An 18,389-nucleotide genomic window follows, 5' to 3' on the forward strand; every position below is an offset into this window, starting at 1 on the left:
GAGAACTGCAAACCTCTTTAATGGATTTATTTCTCTGCAATCCCATCCAAATGACGAGCCATACGGCTTGTTGGGCTGGTAGCCGACGCCTTCTGATACTCGCTTTAGATGTTTCATAGAGAGCTTGCTCTATCCATTCAAGTTGAATGGCATTAATTACAGACTCATAATTTTTGCCATCTTCAATAGTATCATGAGCTAGAACTAACTCTTCAGCCAACATAGAAAAATCCCCACTAACAAAGTTAGTGGGGATTATCATACGATCCCAGGATCGTTCAAGTCTCTAAACCGATCGGGATTAAAGCGATATGCTTGGGCTTTTTTGTGGTGTGAAAATAAAACTATGTTAGCTATGCTTTAAAGTCGTAGTATTAACTCAGTAACGATACAGTGCTCAGAACTGAGGTCAGAAGCATTAAGCCTGATATGAATCGTTGAATCTTGTTGTCACATAAAACAGTAGCGATTTTCTCTATATGGGCGAAGTATTCTCCTCCCCAATTTGGCGCTTTAATATCAAAACAAAGGCTCAAGAACAGGAAGTGACTTGCTGTAATGATTCGGGCGTGGAAGAAGTCATCAGCAAAGATTGCCACTGCGAATGAGGCAATATGAATCGCCGCTAGCGTCATTTTGGGTAAAACGTGTTTGTATTCCACAAACAGTAGTTGCACCAACCATGCGCCATACATCACTTTGAGCTGCCATGGAACTGGCGTACCAAACAGCAACAGTTGCGCGTCTCCCAAGTGTTGAGTGTTTGAGCTCCCATAAATCCATTGTGCTATAGCGACCGATAGACAGAGAGAGATGGCAACCGACAAATAAGCGCGTTTTTTAAACTGAACGACGATAAAGCCGATCGCTTGAACGGCAAAGAATATAATCAATGCATGGTCCAAGTAGGGGATGTCTACCCATTGCGTTACAATCAGGAAACACACCAAATTAAACCCAGACTCTAACCAGAGAATTCGTTTAATTTCATCACTATTATCGACGGGTTGAACCAGAGGCCAAAAAATAAGCGGAAAGAGCAATGTCAACAACAAGGTGAGCCAGACAGAGCTTTGAACTAATTCATAGTAACCACTCGCATAAATCACGCTGAGTGTGAGAAAAATCGTTGTTGAAAGAGGGGAGGTTAGTTTGGCTTTCATGCTGCTTTCTCCCTTTCTACGATCAGTTCACAGCATAATCGGGCAGTTTCAACACAGCGTTCTAGGGTAACGGGTACACGCCAGTGTTGTTTGGGATCGAAGAGATATTCGCCTGTGAAGAATAAGTTTTTGCACTTATTAGCGGTTAATCCTTGGCTATTTCTCGTGGTTGGCTGGGTTAGAGCATGCTGAAAAACCCAGTGCTTGGCGTCACCTTTTTCATCACGCAAAACATCGCCTTTAAACCAGCTTGAATAGACGGTGCTTAGTTCTTCAGGCGTCACTATCTTAGCTCCTGGACCTGGATGAAAGCCTTGATAATCAGTGCTGCTGAGAAGTTCGGTATCACCAAATATTTGGATAAGTAACTCTTCTTTTATCTGGGATTGATTGCAATCAATTAAAGGGCGTTGATACTTGCTCCCTTTGGCACAACTGATGTTAGTTGCGGTAACAGATAAGCAAATACACTCTCCCTGAGCGACTTGTCTGCGTGTAATGTTGTAACTTAATCCCCAAGGAGAGTCGATCACTATCCCGACCGTTTTGCTCTTTAGCTGTTCTGGCATGGCAGAGAAGTGAAACTGAAATCCATGGCTAAAAACATAGTCATAGTCAAAATGCGAGCAATGTTCTCCAAGTAAGTTATGCATCACGTGGGCAGGAAGAGCCGAGACAAAAATATCGGCCTTGATGTTGTGCCCATTAGTTAAGCTAGCGTGATCCAGTAATGTGCCTGTCTCATTAGTGCTTAGCTGAGCCAGTTCACTGTTGAAATGAAAGCGCGCGCCTTGCAATTTTAAGTATTCGGCGAAAGGAGTAATGATGGCATCAGTGATTGGTTCATCGATTCCAAGGCTATAAGCACCCGGTGCCTCTGGATGTAGCTCACCTATTTTATTGTTGAGTAGATCCAACACGGAAAGCGCAGGGGTACTGTCTGTTGCGCCTATCCAGCCAACGAGTACTGGCCTTAAAAACTCACTTAATTTAACTCTCGATTGATATTCAAAGTATTGACTTACTGGTGTTTTCAGCAGTTCTTCTTGGCTTTTATCGCTTGTTAATTGCTTCTTAAACCAAACAATGTCTTTAAGGGGGACATTTGCATAGTGCATGGCGTAAGCAGACTTTGCATCGTCGACCAATTTTTCGATAGTGCTGAAATAGGCGCGTTGAAACTGCATTGTCTTTGGCTTCTTTGCCCAGTGAAATTGGACTTTGTTCTGGGGGTATAAAGAATTAAAGCAAGTTCCTTTGGGTGAGGGAATTTCCTTTAAAAGCTCAATAAGATTTCTGTTTTTGGCGAAAAACTGCCGATGTGTTACCTCATGGACAATACCGTCTTTCGCCGTCCCGACACACTTACCACCTGGGTAAGACTCTTTATCGTAAATTGAGACTGTAAATCCACGTTTGATGCATTCGTGAGCTATGACTAAGCCAGAAAATCCAGCACCTAATATCGCGATATGACGATTGTTGGAATCTTTAAAAAGAGAGTTTTGCATATTGGTTTTCTTCTTTGCTAATAACTCCACGGCTTGTAGTCGCGATATACAAGCGCGGAGCTGGTGGGGCTTATTACGGCGCTCCATTTCATGCTGCAGCAGAGCTTTTGACTTAATTAATTGAAAATAAGGGAGATTTACATATGAATGTTGTTGTTAATCAATTTTGTTAATAATACATATGCTAACGGTTGATATTCAACTGTAATAATGTTTCATGTTGTTTCATATTGTTGTGATATGTGTATGTTTTTGTATTTGCAGGAATAGGTAGTCAAAGAAGCGTTATGTTTTCACATTACTAATAGAGGCTTAAAACGCCGCAGATAAGGCGGCGTTTCATTTCAAATGTGGCTAAATTTGTCCGGTTTGCTCAAACTGGCTTAATTTGCTGAGGTAGGGTTGTAAATCGCCGACATTATGTTTTATCCAATCGGGATTAAAGTAGGTATCGAGATACCGTTCTCCGCTGTCACACAGCAAAGTGACAATTGACCCTGTTTCTCCACGAGATTTCATCTCACTGGCAAGTTGTATCGCGCCGAATAGATTGGTTCCGGTTGAAGCGCCCACTTTGCGATTAATGATGTTTTCTAGCCAATGGGCTGTGGCGACAGACGCTGCATCTGGAATAGTGCGCATCTCATCAATCACACCCGGGATAAAGCTAGGCTCAACACGTGGCCTGCCTATACCCTCAATCTTACTGCCTTGATCACTGGTTAGATTGGGATCTCCGCTTTTAAAGAATGCATGGAAAACGGAATTTTCAGGATCGACGACACACAACTTAGTTTGATGTTGCTGGTAGCGAATAAAGCGACCAATGGTTGCGGATGTGCCGCCAGTGCCTGGACTCATGACTATCCATTTGGGTTCAGGATGAGCTTCAAACATCATTTGGCTGAAAATGGAGTTGGCGATGTTGTTGTTTCCGCGCCAATCGGTTGCACGCTCTGCATAAGTAAACTGGTCCATATAGTGACCATTGAGTTCATCGGCTAACCGGTTTGATTCAGCGTAGATTTGGTCTGAGCGGTCAACAAGATGCGCTTTACCCCCATAGAATTCAATCTGCTCTATTTTCTTCTTAGTCGTACACTTTGGCATCACAGCAATAAAGGGCAAACCAATCAAACGTGCGAAGTACGCCTCTGAGATGGCGGTACTACCAGACGATGATTCTATGATAGTGGTTTTAGGACCGATCCATCCATTACAAAGGGCATATAGAAACAGCGATCGGGCTAGGCGATGTTTAAGAGAACCGGTTGGATGCGTACTCTCATCTTTCAAATAAATATCGATGTCTGTTAAGCAGGGTAAATCAAGTTTGATGAGGTGGGTGTCGGCCGAGCGTTGAAAGTCGGCTTCAATTTTTTTTATCGCGTCATTAATCCATTGGTGATCTTTACACATGCTATACCATCCTTGGCCACTTGAAGCTGATATATTACCTATAAAATGGCGAAAAAACTTTGCTTATTTTCTTCTATTCTGCTTTATTTGGAGAAAATTTTTTCACAAGGTACCTATTTTGAGTATAGAACTGGATAAAGTCGATAGGAAGATCCTTGCTTTGCTACAGCAGGATAGTACGTTATCACTTAACGACCTAGCTGAAGCGGTGAATTTGACCACTACACCTTGCTGGAAGCGACTAAAAAAACTCGAAGAATCTGGCGTGATAGAAAAGCGCGTAGCACTGCTAAACCCAGATAAACTCAATTTGTCATTCACAGCCTTCGTACTAGTTAAAACCAGTGATCACTCTCATGAGTGGTATACCCATTTTGTAAGCACGGCAAGTGACTTCCCTGAAGTGATGGAGTTCTACCGCATGGCGGGTGAATACGATTACATGATGAAAGTGCAAGTGAAGGATATGCAGTGCTTTGATAATTTTTACAAGAAACTGGTTAACTGTGTTGCTGGAATATCCAACGTCACCTCAACTTTTGCTATGGAGCCACTTAAATACACCACAGCACTGCCAATAAACTAAATGCGGTTATTTTTATTTAAACCGCATTACACCCTCTTGTATAGCTGAAGCAACCAAATCGCCTTGTCGATTGTAGATCTCCCCGCGAACTAAGCCGCGAGTATTACTGGCGGTGGGGCTTTCGATAACATAGAGCAACCACTCATCCATTTTAAACGGACGATGGAACCAGATAGAATGATCTATGGTGGCGACTTGAAACTTAGGTGTCATCAGTGACACTTGGTGTGGGTGCAGTGCGGTAACCAAAAAGCCCCAGTCGGAAGCATAGCCAAGTAAGTATTGGTGAATTAATTGGTTATCTGGCACTGTGCCATTGGCTTTAATCCACAAATACTGTTTAGGGCCTTCCTTGTGTGGTTTGAGAGGGTTAACCACTTTAACTGGTCGAGTCTCTATCGGTTTTTCACCGCAAAATGCTGCTTGAAGCTTTTTCGGTAACTGATCAGCAATGCCTTTAGCAAGTTCGGATTCCGATAGGTAGTTTTCTGGTCCAGGGACGTCAGGCATGGCATTTTGATGCTCAAAACCGGGCGCCTCGCCGTGGTATGAAGCGGTCAGGTAAAAAATAGGTCGACCTGATTGCAGCGCCTTGACTCTTCGCGTGCTAAAGCTGCGACCATCTCTTAGTGTTTCAACATCGTAAATGATCGGCTTCTCTGGATCGCCAGGGTAGAGAAAATAGCTATGAAATGAGTGAACGGTTCGGTCGTCATCAACGGTGTAGCGTGCCGCTGAGAGTGCTTGACCAATCACTTGACCGCCGTAGACTTGAGGCAAACCTAGATTTTCACTTTGACCTCTAAACAGCCCTTCTTCCAGTTTCTCTAGTTTTAGTAACTCAAGTAGTTCGTCTAAAGGTTGACTCATTTTACACCTTAACAATTTGGTCAATATAGCTTTATTCTAAGCTCAAATTGATAACTTAAACAGCAAATTAAGGCAAAAAAATGATAAAAATCTTTTCAAGATAGTGAGTTGGGTTTTATAGCAGAAGCGGATAAGGCTGAAGCCTCATAAATCAAGAACACTAACGACTAAGGATGCCAGCGATATTTTCGCAGAGAGAGTTTACCCTCACAGCTGACTTCAATATCTTCAGCCATTAATAATGCTCTTTGGCGCGCTAAATTTTCCCCTTTGAGCGATATTTTTCCTTGGCTATTGATGACCCTAAACCAAGGTAATGTCGAGTCTTTTGGTAGATTGCCTAGCGCCTTGCCGACATGCCTTGCATACCCCGGATAGCCTGCTAGTTTGGCGATTTCACCATAAGTGGTTACTTTTCCACAAGGAATTTGGTGAATCACCGCAAAGATTTGTATCAAAAACTGGTCCATACTGATTGTGTCCTAGTTCAATTTTCCAAGGAATGGATAAGGAGAGGGCATGGTATTTTCCACCTTTCAGTTTTTGATCACAAGTCTACTTGCCGTATTGTGTGCACTGACAGTCAGTGCCAGTCAAGAAGACGTTGCCCTGCTAGCTTTGCTCATCCCTGTGATATGGGTGTTCCCACAGCGAGTGATTGGCGGTATTGTGTTGGTTGCCGCAATGTCTGCCTATGGGATGACATTAGCTTATCAACCGATTTCGCTTTCGATCAGTCACTGGATTTTGTTTCCACTGCTTATGGTGGTGTTTTCAAAGCGCAGCAGTTTCGGTGTGTTAGTGACCGTCTCTTTGATTGTGGTGACGCTGCAAATTGGCGTGATGATCACCCAAGCTGGTGGAAAGCTTGCCGGTGAGCCTATGATGACTTTGGTTCAAGCGCTATCGGTGATTGTGATTTGGTGGGCAGTGCAGGGCTGGCCTTCAAGTGATAAACATTGTTGGTGGGCACTGGGTTTGATACTCCCGCTCTGGATTGCAGGCTATGGTGACTCTGTGGTGGTTGCTTTATGCTTAACTGGCATGGTGGCTTGCATACAAAGCATGGCGCAATTGAAAACCTTCAATTGGCGTAAGCTATTATGCTGGACTTTGCCGACTGTTGGTTTCGCGACATTGATTGTTGCCCCTTGGTTTGATGTACCTAACCCCGTTTTTGTACTTTGGGTATGCTTACTAGGAGCTGCGTGGATGACAGATTACGTCTTGCGCAGCTTTGATGAAGAAACCGAGCTGTAAGCTGAGCCAATTGTGTGAGCAGAGGAATAGGCCGAAAAGCCAGCGTTATCGGTAAGAATTGTTTAACTCCTAAGCACTTAACAGGAAATCCTCCGTATTTCACTTTTTTTGCTTGAATTGGTCATAACGATGACACATAATCTCTCCACACCTTGGTAATACCAAGGCTGTGTATCTATGGAGGCTCTGGTCCTCTCGCAACAATAGCTCGTGAACTCGGTCAGGTCCGGAAGGAAGCAGCCGCAGCGAGTGACTTGTGTGCCGAGATGTGGCTGGGGTCTCCGCCAATTTGTTGTTTGCAACATAAGTCTGCATAAATTGCAAAAGGTTTTGCAAATTTGCAGCATAAGGTTGCATAGTCTAATTTTTGTTGTAGGTTTACAACAAAACGTTCTGATTATGTTCGACCAAACAAAAAAATCTTCCCATGTTCACAACATCTGTAAGTTTATGAGTCTTAAAAACGATGCTGTTGTTAGAACACTCTCAATTTTAGAATTTGATTTTTGTTTTCATCTTGAATACAACGTTGATGTCGAGAGCTTTATCTCCCAACCTACAGGTTTTTACTATAAATTTAATCAGCGTCAGTGTCGATATACTCCAGACTTTTTAGCCATAGATCAGAATAAGCAATCTACCTTTTTCGAAGTAAAACATTCCAGCCAGATTCTAAAGCCTGACTTTCGGGCACGTTTTAAAGAGAAGCAGAACGTTACACTTCAGGAGTTTGATCGAAGGTTAATTTTAGTGACCGAAAAACAAATTCGTCTTGGCCCAGTACTTACTAACCTAAAGTTGTTGCATCGTTACTCAGGAATGAGAACAATCACAAAGTTTCAAAAGCAGGTTTTGGCTTATGTTCAGGGCAAGGGCATGGTTAAACTCCAAGAAATTGCCCACTACTTCGAACTATCTGAAGCAGAAACGCTGGTTGCGACGCTACCTTGGGTTTCGTCGGGGCACGTCCAAACCGATTACAAAAGCGCTGGCTTTGGTTTAGATACCTATGTTTGGTGTTAACCATGTCTTCACAAGCGGCTAGTATCCTAGGTTTTTTTGACGAGTTTGAAAAAGCAGAAAAAGATTCTCAGCAATCATCTCTTGAATTTTTCGAGGAATCTCCAGAGATTAACCTGGCCATCGATGGTTATTGTGACGAGGTAAGAAAAGAGCTAATCCGACGTCTAAAAGTCTTCAATTATGTAGAAAAACGATTGAGAGGTGGATGGACGGAAAAAAATCTTGAACCGATTTTAAGCTCTGTTGAGAGTGACCTTGAACTTCCAGCACCTAAGTGGAGGACATTGGTATGTTGGAAGAAAATCTATTTGGAATCAGGAAGAGATCCATACTCACTTATCCCCAAGCACTTACTTAAAGGGAATCGAGAAAAAGTAATAGACTCTCAAGTTATTGTTGATGAAGCGATTACCAAAGTCTACCTCACTCGTGAGCGTTTAAGTGTCGCTGAAGCATATCGATATTACACCGCTCGGGTAGTTCAATTAAATCGGTTTATTATAGAGGGAAAAATCAAGCCAGTTAGCGAACGTACTTTTTACAATCGAATAAAAGATCTACCTCCCTATGAGGTCGATGTAGCAAGGTTCGGTAAGCGATATGCAGATCGACAATATCGCGCCGTTGGTCAACAAATAATAGCGACGAAGCCTATGGAGTATGTTGAAATTGATCATACACCCGTGCCTGTCATTTTGATTGATGATGAGTTAGATATTCCGCTAGGGCGACCCTATCTTACAATGCTTTATGACCGATTCAGCAAGTGTATTGTTGGACTAAGCGTTAATTTTAGGGAGCCTAGTTTTGATTCTGTACGCAAGGCGTTGCTCAATTCTCTACTGGATAAAAGTTGGATCAGACAAAAGTATCCAATGATTAAAAATGATTGGCCTTGTCATGGAAAAATAGATTGCTTAGTTGTCGACAACGGTGCTGAGTTTTGGAGTAAAAGTTTAGAGGACTCGTTAAGACCACTAGTTTCGGATATCCAATATAGCCAAGCTGCAAAGCCTTGGCGAAAATCTGGAATCGAAAAGCTGTTTGACCAGTTGAACAAAGGGTTGAACAATGCTTTTCCTGGCAAGACTTTTACTAACCCGACCCAATTACATGATTACGATCCTAAAAAAGATGCTGTGGTAAGGGTTTCAGTGTTTCTTGAGCTGTTACATATATGGGTTGTGGATTTTTATCATATGAAGTCTGATTCTAGGGAACGCGCTATTCCTTATCATAAATGGCAGCAGTCACAGTGGGTCCCCTCACATTATGACGGTGAAGAAGCTGAAAAGCTTAAAGTTGAGCTGGGTTTGTTGCGTCATCGTTCCATAGGAATCGCTGGAATTAGGTTACATAACCTACGATATCAGTCCAATGAACTTATTGAATATCGTAAATATCATTCAACGAAATCGAATGAGAAATTATTCGTAAGGACAAAAACAGATCCGTCTGATATCAGTCATATCCATGTGTACCTGGAACCACAGAAAAAGTACATCAAGGTTCCGGCTGTAGATAACAGTGGTTATACAAAAGGCCTCTCTCTTTTCGAACATGAGCGTATACAAAAAGTACTTAGGCTAAACACCAGAGAGCTTGCAAACGAAGAAGCACTCGCAGACACCTTCATGTATATGAAAAATCGTATTCAAGGAGAGACAGACAGGTTATCAGCATCGAAAAAGAAAAAGCCAAGGTTACCCAAAACGAGTAATACTTCGAAATTGGCAAAATTTCAGGATGTGGGGTCTGATGGACCTAATTCCATTACGACAAAGATAAATGAAGGGCCTGTTGTAATGGACTGCTTAGATGATACTCAACTTATCGATGATGATTTTGAAAATGTTGAAGGGTATTAAACTTGAACTTAACTTCATGTCAGATTGAACGGCTTAAAGCTTTTGAAACTTGTTTTATCGAGTATCCTGCAATAACTGAAATATATTCTATTTTTGACCAACTCCGATTTAACCAAACTCTTGGTGGAGAGCCTGAATCGTTTTTGTTAACTGGAGAGGCGGGAAGTGGAAAAACAGCGCTAATTAAAAACTATTTGTCACGCTTCGATGTTGGTTCAACTTGGGATAGGCAGCCTGTTCTAAGTACTAGAGTACCCAGCCGGATAAATGAGCAGAATATGCTCTCTCAGTTTTGTGTTGATTTAAACGTAAAACTTGGAGGAAGAAGCAGCCGACAAAGAGGTGGAATCGCTCTTGGTGAAGCATTAGTGAAGCAACTCAAACGTAAATCTGTAGAGTTGATCATTGTGAATGAAATTCAAGAGCTAGTTGAGTTCTCAACGGCTCAGGAAAGACAAACTATTGCAAATACACTCAAGTATATCAGTGAAGAGGCGAGTCTCTCTTTTGTATTAGTCGGAATGCCTTATGCGGAAGTCATTGTGAACGAGCCCCAATGGAATTCTCGTTTAAGCTGGCGGCGAAAAATAGATTACTTTAAGTTATTGAAAGTCAATCAATCCATGAAAAGTGCGCCTCGCTATAGCTTTGATTTAGAGCAAAAGAAACACTTTGCTAGGTTTGTAGCTGGTCTTGCTATGCGAATGGGCTTTGAAGAGCCCCCAAAACTAGCGAAAAATGAAACTCTTTTTCCTTTATTTGTTGCTTGTAGAGGAGAATGCAGAAGGCTAAAGCACTTTTTGAAAGATGCGCTGGTCATGAGCTTTACTATGAAAGCGAATACGATAAACAGAGCCTTGCTGTCAGCAACCTTTTCTTTGAAATTCCCAGAACTAGCCAATCCTTTTGATTGTCAGGCAGAAGATCTCGATATTCATCAAATTGAGACTAGCTCTTCGTATAACCTTCAAGCTACTACATCCGAGGACAAAATACTTGCGCCACGTTTTACCGACGCTATCCCTCTAAACATGCTGTTGAGTAAAAATGCTCTCAGAGTCTAATGCGGGACTATGATACTGTTGAAGTTAGGTTGCTGTAGACTTGGAAAAGAGATAGAGGCATCAAACAATTTCTCAAGATATTTCATTTCATAAATGTCTAGAACTTACTAAAGTGAGCTGCTCCAACATAATTTTTGTGATTGGCTGAAGTTTATCCTTACACAGCAGAGATTATCAACGAAGATAAAGAAAGATGTAATCGATATTTTAATGCAAATAAATGTCGTTCAAGTTTCTGAAATTAGAATTCAGCCATATAAATTAAAGTGCATATTATGTTACATTTTTGATTTGCTTATAAGCCATAAGAGACCATTTTGCGTGTATTCAATGGTCTTGGATAAGCTCGATTTGGTCAAAAAGGTGTGGTTTTGTTGACTCATAAACTAGATAAAAATACCTTCTCTGAAACTGTTGTCCGAAGTGCCTTATATTGGATGTCTCCAATTGCTGCTTGGAAACTCACTGTTGATGATACACATTGGACTATCGATTTTTCTTCCCAAGAAGAAAATGTGATTTTCGAATTTGAACGCTTGCTAAATGACTACGTACTTAGAGAAAAGCTTTCTGGTAAGACAGCCAGTTACCTTGAAGGTATTTCTCTCGCAGTTCTTAGCTCAATCGAGAAGAAATTGTCCAAATGAACATACTTCCTTTTAACTTCGAGTTTATTGACAAAGATTTGGCGTTTATCAGCAACCAGGCAGGATTTCACGAATATTTGAGTAGAAGAGCACTAAATGAACTGGTAGATAAGTGCTCTACGGGTGACATTGAGAAAGATGAGTTACTTGAAAGAAAGCTTTTCCTCACTGACTCCCAATACAAATCTATAGCAGTGACTGCTTTCGCATCAGCTGTTTCCAAACGTCTAATAAGAGCATTACATTTCAATCCGATATTTATGATTGTGCCTACGCTGAGGTGCGATCATACATGTCGTTATTGCCAAGTGAGTCGCGCGTCAGTCAAAGCAAGCAACTTCGATTTAGATATTGACTTAATTCCCTGTATATTAAAGCAAATTCGTTCACTAGGTAATGCGCCATATAAATTGGAACTTCAAGGTGGAGAGCCGCTTCTTAGATTTGATCTTGTGCAAAAAATTTACTCTGAAGCAGTTTCAGTTTTAGGTTTCGGCCAGTTCGAAATAGTTATTGCGACCAGCCTTTCACTGTTGAATGATGACATTTTGAAATGGAGTGCAGAAAAGCCTATTCACTTTTCCACCTCTCTTGATGGTACTCAGTTGATTCACAATTCTAATAGAATTCTAAGTCAAGGTAACTCTTTTGAGTTGGTCAAACAAGGGATAGAAAAAATCAGGCTCAGTCTTGGAGAAGATCGCATTGCCACTGTGACCACTGTGACGAATAATTTGTTGAAGCACCCAGAAGATATCGTAAATATTCACTCTGCTCTTGGCATGTCTGAAATGTTTATCCGGCCGATCAGCCCGTATGGATTTGCCCGAGAAGGTAAAAAAACTACGTATGATATCGATGAATATATGTCCTTCTATGAACAGCTCCTTGATATCCTAAGTCAAAAACGACTTGCAGGAGAGAAAATCATAGAGCACTCTGCTCTAATACATCTTAGGAGATTATTTGGCTCAGACTATAACGGATACGCTGATCTAAAATCACCTAGTGGTTTGATATTAAATAGTTTTTTATTCAATTACGATGGTCGTATTTATGGTAGCGATGAAGCGCGGATGCTCCAAAAGTCGAATCCTAATGTTGATTTTTCACTAGGTACAGTCGAAGAGCCTAATATTGCCTCTAACGCTCTTTACCAAAAAATATTGTCTCAATCGTTTTCCTCCAAGCATCCAGGCTGCGTATCCTGTTCATTTCAACCATTTTGTGGTTCAGATCCGTGTCAAAATATAAGTCTATTTGGTGAACCCATAGGTGATAAAAGTATCTCTCGTTTTTGTCAGTATCATAAAGCAATGTTTACATTAGTACTCAGGCATATTTACAGAGAAGATAGTATTGGTGAAATGTTTAAGGAGTGGATGTATGAATAATGTCATTAGGCAAGATACATTTGCATTGTCTGTTAACAGTTTTAATGAATCAGGATTTTATCAAATTCGCAAATCTGAAAGAGAATATTTCAATAATTACTTAAAGCAGGTTTTTATCGTAGAGGCTGACGAGCCTAATTCTACGGATTCTTCGGCTTCACCTTTTATCGGTGTCATCATAAATAAACTCTTGTATGATTCTATTGACGATGGAGATATTGTCACCATAGACAAATTTGGGCAATTACGCGTTATTCTGACTCGAAGAGCAAACCACAACACTATTCTAGTTACAGAACGTTGTAACAACCTTTGTCTATTTTGTTCACAGCCCCCGCGCGAAGAGAAAGATGATTGGCTACTGTCATATGGAGCCCTAGCGCTTGCCGCATTTCAATTTGATGGAGAGATTGGTATTAGTGGCGGAGAGCCACTTTTGTACGGGAACACGTTTACTAAGTTTTTGGAATTTGTATCGCAACACACTCCAAAAACTAGACTACATGTTCTTACAAATGGGAGGGCATTGTCGGACCTAGAGTTTACAGAGAGGGTGGCCTCAAAAGCTCGTTCAATGTTTATAACTTTTGGTATCCCTTTATACTCTGTTAAAGCCAGTGTTCATGATTATTTAGTAGGGAAAAATGGAGCTTTCTCAGAAACGGTGAGGGGTATAATAAATGCAGGTAACTCAGGAATAAGCGTCGAGGTGCGTTTTATTCCGACGCAAAAGAATATAGCGGAGTTACCATTAGTAGTTGAATATACCTCCAGAGTTTTCTCTAATATTGTGCAATTGTCGATCATGAACCTAGAAGCTACAGGGTGGGCAAAAAGAAATTGGAAAGATCTCCAATGCGAACCAGAAGACTATCAAGATGTATTGAAGAAGGCTGTTAGAACTGCTGTTATAGTTGGGTTACAACCAAGGTTATTCAACTTTCCCCTTTGTCACTTACCTGAATGCGTTAGAGAATACGCTGTAAAATCTATCTCAGATTGGAAAAACTACTATCCAAGTGAATGTACTAATTGTCAGCTGCAAGATATTTGTGGGGGGTATTTCTCTTCGTCACGAGGGAGTTATCATCAGCAACCAAGGAGAATCATATGATTAGGAAACCTAATTTGGCTGCATTGCTGCCAGGTTTTTTTGCTGTAAACTCAGGAGCAGAACCAAACTTCAACCTATCTGATAGAGTAGATATAATCGATGAATTGTCACTAAATAGTATTGTCTTAGCTCCTCTAAATGACGATATCCCTATGTATATTGCAGCACATAGGAGCCACAGTAGTCATAGGAGCCACAGCTCTCACCGTTCATCTTCTGGCTCTACGTATAGAGCGCCAGCTAAAAAATCGCAACCATTGACGCAACCAGCTACACCTAGTTATACCGCTCCTACAACAAAACCTAATGAAAATGAGGCCAACGATTTAGATAAGCGAAAAGATCTCATCATCAGAATTCAATTTGCACTTTATACAAGCGGTTACTATCAAGGCAGTATTGATGGCATTATGGGTAAGCAGACTCGTGCTGCTTTGAATGCTTATCGCATAGATAAAAATATCCCAGTTTCTCAGACCCTTGATACCAGAACACTAAATTCACTGGGGATCTTAGCTCGATGAAGCGTTTTTTTTACTTCTCTGTATCTATGATGTGTATAGGATGGGTTGGAGTTTATATTATCCTACCCTACCCATAGCAATATATTCATACTATAAGAATGATTTTATGGTACAGACTGCTGAGTGTTCTCTTGCTATGGATGAAACTTGGTACATTGAGCAAGTTGGCTCAAACAAGCTAAACCAAACAGCTCAAGTACATTTAATTGCTTGTCATGAGTATGATAAAACGAGAAAAATAATGCTAGCAATGCGAGTACCAGAGGCGATGCTCGGTTATCTAGGATTAGAGGCAATAGAGTTACATCAGCGCACAATTAAGCCATTAACAGAGCAACATAAGTTTCTGGAGAGATAAATGAAAAATTGGTTTTTCCTCGTACTCCTCTCATTTAATGTCAGAGCACTGACTCTAGATGAAACTCTATATGTTGCGATCAATGCTTTTGAACTCGAGGGTAACTTATGCCAAAAAAAATCAGAACCCAAGTCTTCATCTTTAACAGAGATAGGTAAAATTATTTTTGAAAGGCCTGTATTAAGTGGGGATAAAGATACTGCGTGTGCGAATTGTCACCTAGACAATCAAGCCCTAGCAGATGGTCTTCCTTTAGCTATTGGAGTTGGCGGTTCAGGTGAAGGAGAGGATAGAATGAAAAGTGAGGGAGCAGTGGTTCCTCGGAACGCTTTTACTCTTTTTTCTCGAGGTGATGAGAGATTTAATACATTCTTTTGGGATGGTAAGGTTCAAAAAGTTGAAGGGAAAATATATTCCCCTATCGGAGAGGGTTTTTCGTTGGGTTTTGATTCTGCACTTTCAGTAGCTTCGGTTCTGCCATTACTAGCTCGAGACGAATTCTTGGGTACGAGCAAACCATTCAATGCAAATAGGCATGTCGATTTGGTTGAGTCGCAATATTACATCGACAAAATACCCGCTCAGAATACATTCATACAGGAGAGGCTCCAAGAAATAAAAGATCCAGATGTTCTCAATTTACTTGCGGCTTTGGAGTCTGCTAATTTAACCAAAGAAGAATTAAACTTACAGTTAGTTGGTAATGCATTGGCAAGCTTTATTAGAAAAAAAACTAATGAAGACTGTCAGCCATCACCCTGGCAGAAGTATATAAGAGGCAATAATTCCTCACTATCGAAAGATCAGAAAGAAGGAGCATTACTTTTTTACGGAAAGGCGCGTTGTGCTTCATGTCATTCTGGCGACTTGATGAGTGACATGGCATTTCATTCAATTGCTGTACCTCAAGGGGAGCAAGGTCCTCATCTTTTTGGTCAAGATCTAGGTAGAGCCTTGGTAACTTTAGATACCGAAGATAGATATACGTTTAGAACTCCTTCTTTAGTTGCAGTATCTAAGACTGCACCATATGGTCACAATGGTATATTTCCAACCTTAGAAGGAGTTGTTAAGCATCATATAAGTCCAATATTTTATTTTAGAGACCTCAACATTTCTGACCAAATGATACTTAAGAATAATGAAGCTATTGATAGTCGAAGCGAATTACTACGATGGATAAGATTGGATGAAAATGAATTAGATAAACTTCTTGCATTCTTGAATGCACTTTGAACCCAAACTTCATTGCACACCTATCTACTTTTGCTCAAGCTAGCAAGCAATACCTCCTTTTCCTCATCACTCATTTTCTCAATTGCGCATGCTAATTCAGCACTCAATTCGTTCCTACAAAAAAAGTAGTTCAATGGAACATCTAGTTCTTCAGCCATTCGTTCGAGCGTACCAATATCAGGTACATGTCTGCCTTTTTCATAATGGTTCATTCGGCCGCTGGCAGAGCTCTGTTCCATACCTATTTTCACCCCCAGATCTTTTTGGGTGAGCTGAGCTTTTTTACGCGCAGCTTTGAGCCTCGCTGGTATTGGGTTGGTTTTTTGCACTTACACATTTCTAGTCAACCTATAGGTAAATTGGATTTTCTAAGTTTTACTGATTTTTGTATACTTAGCAATCCTAAGTTTTACGCTGTGTGAATGTTTAAATGATGCAACCCAAAAAAATAAACGCGTATATGTTTTACTTATTGATAGAAAGAGGTATGGATAACTTCTTGGTTATAGAATTGAGGGACGCATTGATGGCTGTAACAAAAGAGGCAATTGATCCTGATGAAGCCCGAAAGTATGTCTATCGCCAAGTCCACTCATTTGAACGCAAAGGATGGCTAACTGCTAGGGGAATTTACAGGTCTAAAAGATACAAAAAAACGGATCTTTTTCACCAAACGAAATTTGTGCCTCGACAGTTTGATCTAAATTCAATGTCGAAAATACCCTCGATAACTGCTGACAGAAAACCAGAAGAGGATATAGCCGTATTGTTAAAAGAGAAAAAACATCATGAAGGTAAATTGGCTGTTGCTCTTGGTGAAGTCGAAGAGTACCAATCTTTGATTAACCGATTTCCAAACAGTCGCGAATTGCTTCTTCCCTTGTTTAGTGATGCTAAAGAATGTTCCGCTCGTTTAGTGGGTAAAATCAACGCCATGTCTAAAGCTCTTAAGGCATCGGGCTTTACTCGGGGAAAATGCTAAGTTATTGACCAGTGCAATGGTTGATTCATCTTGTTGTTCTCGGTACATTCTAACGTACGATACTGGTTTTAATCACAATTTGTTGATCTTAGATTTGCTTTAATTCAGATAGCGCCAACACTAAAGCTTAGATATCCTAAGTTTTAGTGTTTGGTTTATGAATAATGGTATTGAATACTATGAAGATGAGTCGCTCGAAAGCATGTTATTAAGGCTATCGCATGCTTTGGGCTACGAGCGATTTTCACACTTTGCCGAAGACCTTTGGCTAGAGACTGTCGATGAGCATGGCGCTATTTCCGGTGCTTTTCCTTTTGAGCTTACACATGTTAATGTTTACCATGCTCAAACAACAAGTCAAATGCGGGTAAGAGTTCTTCTAGCTTTAGAAAAGAAACTTAAACTCAGTAGTTTAGGGATTCTACGCTTCGCATTGTCACATTCAAAAGCTCAATTTTCCCCTGATTATAAAGCGGTTCATCGATTTGGGTCTGATTATCCTTATGCTTTTCTTCGCAAACGCTTCACGCCTATTTGCCCTTTATGTATAAGTGATACCCCATACATTCGCCAGCAGTGGCAGTTTATCTCTCACCAAGCTTGTGAGCACCATGGATGTAAACTGGTTCACCAATGTCCAGAGTGCCAATCGAAACTTGAATACCAAATTACCGAGAGTATTAATCAATGTGAATGTGGTTTTGAACTCCGAAACTCGCCAGTAGAAGGTGCGCCGGAGGCAGCGCTCATAGTCGCGAGATGGTTATCAGGGAGCGATTTAAAATCTTTGGGTTCATTGAAAGAAGAAATGACGTTATCTGAGCGCTATGGCTTTTTACTTTGGTATGTAAATCGCTATGGAGATATTGATGATCTCAGTTTCGAGTCATTTGTTGCTTATTGTTGCTCTTGGCCAACCTTATTGTGGCAAGACCTCGATGTCTTGAAAGAGAAAGCCAAGCTTGTTCAAGTCAAAGAATGGAACAAGGTATTCTTTCATGAAGTCTTTGGTACGCTGCTTAAAGATTGCCGCCAGTTACCCAGTCGGCAGCTGAGTCAAAACAACGTACTTACACAGGTGTTAGCCTATTTTACAGAACTGATGACAGCAGTGCCTTCAAGCACCAAAGGAAATTTTGGCAATATTTTGCTGAGCCCTCTAGAGGTCTCTACTCTGCTTTCCTGCACAACTGACGAAGTGTATCGGCTATACGAGTTTGGTGAAATTAAAGCTGCGATCAGGCCTCGAATGCATACAAAAATAGCGAGTCACGAATCAGCGTTTACTCTGAGAAGTGTCATTGAAACAAAAATTGCTCGAATGAGCTCCGAAAGTGATGGTTTGAGTGTGTATCTACCTGAGTGGTAAG

Annotated in this window: 20 protein-coding genes and 1 other RNA gene; 14 read left to right on the forward strand and 7 right to left on the reverse strand. The window is 40.9% G+C overall.

Translation table 11 applies throughout. The features are described 5' to 3' along the window. The 4 genes from DPF90_RS02295 to DPF90_RS02310 all read right to left on the reverse strand — a co-directional run. Positions 1–223, reverse strand: a 223-nt coding sequence (locus DPF90_RS02295) for a transposase domain-containing protein (protein ID WP_205395157.1), incomplete at its 3' end; no start/stop codon positions are given. Positions 224–374: 151 nt separating this feature from the next. Continuing rightward, positions 375–1,163 carry a hypothetical protein gene (locus tag DPF90_RS02300; RefSeq protein ID WP_114784293.1) on the reverse strand — a complete coding sequence of 263 codons (789 nt, stop codon included), beginning with the start codon at positions 1,161–1,163 and terminating at the stop codon, positions 375–377. Next, complete coding sequence (locus DPF90_RS02305; protein WP_114784295.1) at positions 1,160–2,674, reverse strand: NAD(P)-binding protein; 1,515 nt, start codon at positions 2,672–2,674, stop codon at positions 1,160–1,162. The genes DPF90_RS02300 and DPF90_RS02305 overlap by 4 nt, the downstream gene beginning before the upstream one ends. Before the next feature lie 354 nt (positions 2,675–3,028). Next, positions 3,029–4,093, reverse strand: coding sequence for a PLP-dependent cysteine synthase family protein (locus DPF90_RS02310; protein ID WP_114784297.1), 1,065 nt, complete (start codon positions 4,091–4,093; stop codon positions 3,029–3,031). A gap of 118 nt (positions 4,094–4,211) precedes the next feature. On the opposite strand from DPF90_RS02310, the gene DPF90_RS02315 reads away from it, so the two are divergent. Beyond that, positions 4,212–4,679 (forward strand): Lrp/AsnC family transcriptional regulator, encoded by a 468-nt coding sequence (locus tag DPF90_RS02315; protein WP_114784813.1) that lies wholly within the window; start codon positions 4,212–4,214, stop codon positions 4,677–4,679. A 12-nt stretch (positions 4,680–4,691) separates the two neighbouring features. Here the strand turns inward: DPF90_RS02315 and tesB are convergent, their stop codons facing one another. Next, positions 4,692–5,549: an acyl-CoA thioesterase II gene (tesB, locus tag DPF90_RS02320; RefSeq protein WP_114784299.1), complete on the reverse strand. Its 858-nt coding sequence runs from the start codon at positions 5,547–5,549 to the stop codon at positions 4,692–4,694. 167 nt (positions 5,550–5,716) lie between these two features. Beyond that, entirely contained in the window at positions 5,717–6,019 is a 303-nt protein-coding gene (locus DPF90_RS02325) for an MGMT family protein (protein ID WP_114784301.1), read from the reverse strand. Between the two features lie 49 nt (positions 6,020–6,068). On the opposite strand from DPF90_RS02325, the gene DPF90_RS02330 reads away from it, so the two are divergent. The 11 genes from DPF90_RS02330 (at position 6,069) to DPF90_RS02380 (ending at position 16,037) form a co-directional block, all read left to right on the forward strand. Beyond that, a complete protein-coding gene (locus tag DPF90_RS02330) occupies positions 6,069–6,809 on the forward strand; it encodes a VP0952 family biofilm-associated protein (RefSeq protein WP_114784303.1) in 741 nt (246 codons plus the stop codon). Between the two features lie 184 nt (positions 6,810–6,993). After that, positions 6,994–7,090, forward strand: an RNA gene (gene ffs / locus DPF90_RS02335) — signal recognition particle sRNA small type. A gap of 118 nt (positions 7,091–7,208) precedes the next feature. After that, on the forward strand, positions 7,209–7,832 hold the full coding sequence (locus DPF90_RS02340) for a TnsA endonuclease N-terminal domain-containing protein (protein ID WP_114784306.1): 624 nt from the start codon (positions 7,209–7,211) through the stop codon (positions 7,830–7,832). A gap of 2 nt (positions 7,833–7,834) precedes the next feature. After that, positions 7,835–9,700, forward strand: coding sequence for a Mu transposase C-terminal domain-containing protein (locus DPF90_RS02345; protein ID WP_114784308.1), 1,866 nt, complete (start codon positions 7,835–7,837; stop codon positions 9,698–9,700). A 2-nt stretch (positions 9,701–9,702) separates the two neighbouring features. After that, positions 9,703–10,764, forward strand: a complete 1,062-nt coding sequence (locus DPF90_RS02350) for an ATP-binding protein (RefSeq protein WP_114784310.1) — start codon at positions 9,703–9,705, stop codon at positions 10,762–10,764. 365 nt (positions 10,765–11,129) lie between these two features. Then, complete coding sequence (gene hxsD / locus DPF90_RS02355; RefSeq protein WP_240314449.1) at positions 11,130–11,411, forward strand: His-Xaa-Ser system protein HxsD; 282 nt, start codon at positions 11,130–11,132, stop codon at positions 11,409–11,411. Then, a complete protein-coding gene (hxsB, locus tag DPF90_RS02360; RefSeq protein ID WP_114784314.1) occupies positions 11,408–12,805 on the forward strand; it encodes a His-Xaa-Ser system radical SAM maturase HxsB in 1,398 nt (465 codons plus the stop codon). The genes hxsD and hxsB overlap by 4 nt, the downstream gene beginning before the upstream one ends. Then, positions 12,798–13,919: a His-Xaa-Ser system radical SAM maturase HxsC gene (gene hxsC, locus DPF90_RS02365; RefSeq protein WP_114784316.1), complete on the forward strand. Its 1,122-nt coding sequence runs from the start codon at positions 12,798–12,800 to the stop codon at positions 13,917–13,919. Before hxsB ends, hxsC begins: the two co-directional genes overlap by 8 nt. Continuing rightward, complete coding sequence (gene hxsA / locus DPF90_RS02370; RefSeq protein WP_114784318.1) at positions 13,916–14,443, forward strand: His-Xaa-Ser repeat protein HxsA; 528 nt, start codon at positions 13,916–13,918, stop codon at positions 14,441–14,443. The genes hxsC and hxsA overlap by 4 nt, the downstream gene beginning before the upstream one ends. Positions 14,444–14,483: 40 nt before the next feature. Next, positions 14,484–14,801, forward strand: coding sequence for a TIGR03982 family His-Xaa-Ser system protein (locus tag DPF90_RS02375; protein WP_114784320.1), 318 nt, complete (start codon positions 14,484–14,486; stop codon positions 14,799–14,801). Further along, a complete protein-coding gene (locus DPF90_RS02380; protein WP_114784322.1) occupies positions 14,802–16,037 on the forward strand; it encodes a His-Xaa-Ser system-associated MauG-like protein in 1,236 nt (411 codons plus the stop codon). It begins immediately after the preceding gene. Positions 16,038–16,057: 20 nt separating this feature from the next. Here DPF90_RS02380 and DPF90_RS02385 read toward each other — a convergent pair whose 3' ends face one another. Next, positions 16,058–16,366, reverse strand: coding sequence for a helix-turn-helix domain-containing protein (locus DPF90_RS02385; RefSeq protein ID WP_114784324.1), 309 nt, complete (start codon positions 16,364–16,366; stop codon positions 16,058–16,060). Between the two features lie 197 nt (positions 16,367–16,563). Between DPF90_RS02385 and DPF90_RS02390 the strand changes: the two genes are divergently transcribed. Both DPF90_RS02390 and DPF90_RS02395 read left to right on the forward strand, forming a co-directional pair. Next, the gene (locus tag DPF90_RS02390) at positions 16,564–17,019 is read left to right on the forward strand and encodes a hypothetical protein (RefSeq protein ID WP_240314450.1); all 456 of its coding nucleotides are present in this window, start codon (positions 16,564–16,566) and stop codon (positions 17,017–17,019) included. 157 nt (positions 17,020–17,176) lie between these two features. Continuing rightward, positions 17,177–18,388, forward strand: coding sequence for a TniQ family protein (locus tag DPF90_RS02395; RefSeq protein ID WP_114784328.1), 1,212 nt, complete (start codon positions 17,177–17,179; stop codon positions 18,386–18,388). The last annotated feature ends 1 nt before the right edge of the window (position 18,389 follow it).

It is taken from the genome of Vibrio tetraodonis, assembly GCF_003350295.1.
GTDB lineage: Bacteria > Pseudomonadota > Gammaproteobacteria > Enterobacterales > Vibrionaceae > Vibrio > Vibrio tetraodonis.